Source organism: Actinoplanes sp. NPDC051633 (assembly GCF_040681735.1).
In the GTDB taxonomy this organism is placed as follows: domain Bacteria; phylum Actinomycetota; class Actinomycetes; order Mycobacteriales; family Micromonosporaceae; genus Actinoplanes.
Genome location: NZ_JBFAZH010001400.1, coordinates 1 through 1,808, shown reverse-complemented (window position 1 = coordinate 1,808; position 1,808 = coordinate 1). Strand labels below are relative to the sequence as shown.

Below are 1,808 nucleotides of genomic sequence, written 5' to 3'. Positions count from 1 at the left end.
GCGAGCCGTTGACCAGCCCGCGGATCGAGCTGCCACTGGCCTCGATGCGCAGGGTGTACCAGGTGCCGGTGGCCACGGTGAGCGCCGCCGAGCCGAGCACGGTGACCGAGCCGCCGTTGACCACCTGCAGCTCGGCACGGTTCGCGTTGGTCAGCGCGAGCCGGTACATCTTGGTCGCGCTCGAGGAACGGGCGGCGATCGCGACCAGGCGGTTGGACCCGTTGAAGCTCAGCGGCTTGACCCTGGCCTGCACCGAGTAGTCGGTCCAGCTCGTCTTGCCGGCGAACTGGCGGGCCAGCTCGCTGCCGGTGTTGCCCTGCTGGAACGCCGGCGTGCCGTCGCCGACCACCGACCAGTCGCCGCCGGACTTCGACCAGCCGCCGGCGTTGCCGTCGTTGAAGTCGTCGGCGAACAGCGACTCCGCCCGCGCTGCGCCGGCCAGACCGAGCACCAGCACCGCGGCGAGGGCCCCGGCGCCGGCCCCGATCAAGGGACGTTTCCTCATGATCTCTCCTTCGGAGGGGTTACCATTGCGAGCCCGCATTCCGAAGGTAGATTTGATATCGATTAAACTCAATATGTTTGATGTGCAGGAATGTTGCGGTGGAAATAGGCGTCAGGAATCGCTCCGGCCCGATTCTCGGGCGGAATGCGACATCGCGTACGGTCCTCAGACGGCCGTTTGCAGTCGCCTTTCGATGCCCGGTCCTCGAGCCCACGCCACGCCGAGTTCGGAGGGCAGCGCGCACCGTTGCGCGGCTTGCCGCAGCACCTCGTTGACGCCCGTGATGACCCGCACCCGGGCCGGTCCGGCGCCCTCGTCGCGCACCGCGCCGCCGTTGAGCAGCACCGGGTCCGCGCTGCCGGTCAGCGCCTCGGCCACCCGGGTGAAGCCGAGCGTCCGGCTCAGCGGCGCCAGCAGCGGATCGCCCGCCGGGTCACGGCGGTGGGCCACCAGATTGGTGAGCAGGTCGGCGCGGCCGAACTCGCGCGGCGCCGCGCCGGGCAGCGTGAGCCGGTCGGTCGGATACTCCAGCACGGCCCGGCCCCGGCTGCCGGTGACGATCACCTCGCCGGGCACGAAGTCCTCGCCGGCCAGCGTCACCGCGGCCAGCAGGCGGAGCCCGCCGGCGAAGGTGACCCGGGCGAACGCGGTGTCGTCGGTGCCGATCGGCCGGGTCCGGAACCGCTCGGCGGCGAGGTGCACCGGCTCGCCCGCACCGGCCGCGGCGGCGATCGCGATGCTCTGCATGAGCGCGTGTGCCAACGGGTTGACCAGCGCGCCGTCGCCCAGGCCCGGACGCCCCGCCCAGGCCGCCCGGCCGTAGTAGGCGTCGTCGCGCCGCCAGGACGCGACCGTGGCCAGGCCGGTGATCGCGCCCAGCTCGCCCGCGCCGATCGCGTCGCACAGCCGGGTCAGCGCGGCCGAGCCCAGCGCCTGGAAGCCGACCTGGCAGGCCGCGTCCGCCTCCGCCAGCGCCGCGCTCAGTGTCTCGTGGTCGGCGACCGACACCACCGGCGGTTTCTCCATGAGCAGGTCGCAGCCGGCCTCCAGCGCGTCCCGGGCGATGGCCAGGTGGGTGTGCGGCGGCGTGCAGATCACGGCGACATCCAGGGGTACGCCGGCCAGCAGCTCCCGGTGATCGGTGAACACCGGGACGCCCGGCGGCAACGGCGGATCCGCCTCGATCGGGGCCGGATCGGCGAACCCGCCCAGCCGGATCGTCCCGGCCGCGGCGAGTTCGTCCATCCGGCGCCGGTGCCAGCGCCCGTGGCCGTTGGCGCCGACCAGCCCGACGAGCGGCGCG

At 73.0% G+C, this 1,808-nt stretch carries 2 protein-coding genes; both read right to left on the bottom strand.

The window, feature by feature from the left end; genetic code table 11:
• A partial coding sequence (locus AB0M20_RS41420; protein ID WP_364306798.1) for a family 16 glycoside hydrolase occupies nucleotides 1-505 on the bottom strand: 505 nt, incomplete at its 3' end.
• 165 nt (nucleotides 506-670) lie between these two features.
• On the bottom strand, nucleotides 671-1,808 hold a 1,138-nt coding region (locus tag AB0M20_RS41415), incomplete at its 5' end, for a Gfo/Idh/MocA family oxidoreductase (protein ID WP_364306796.1).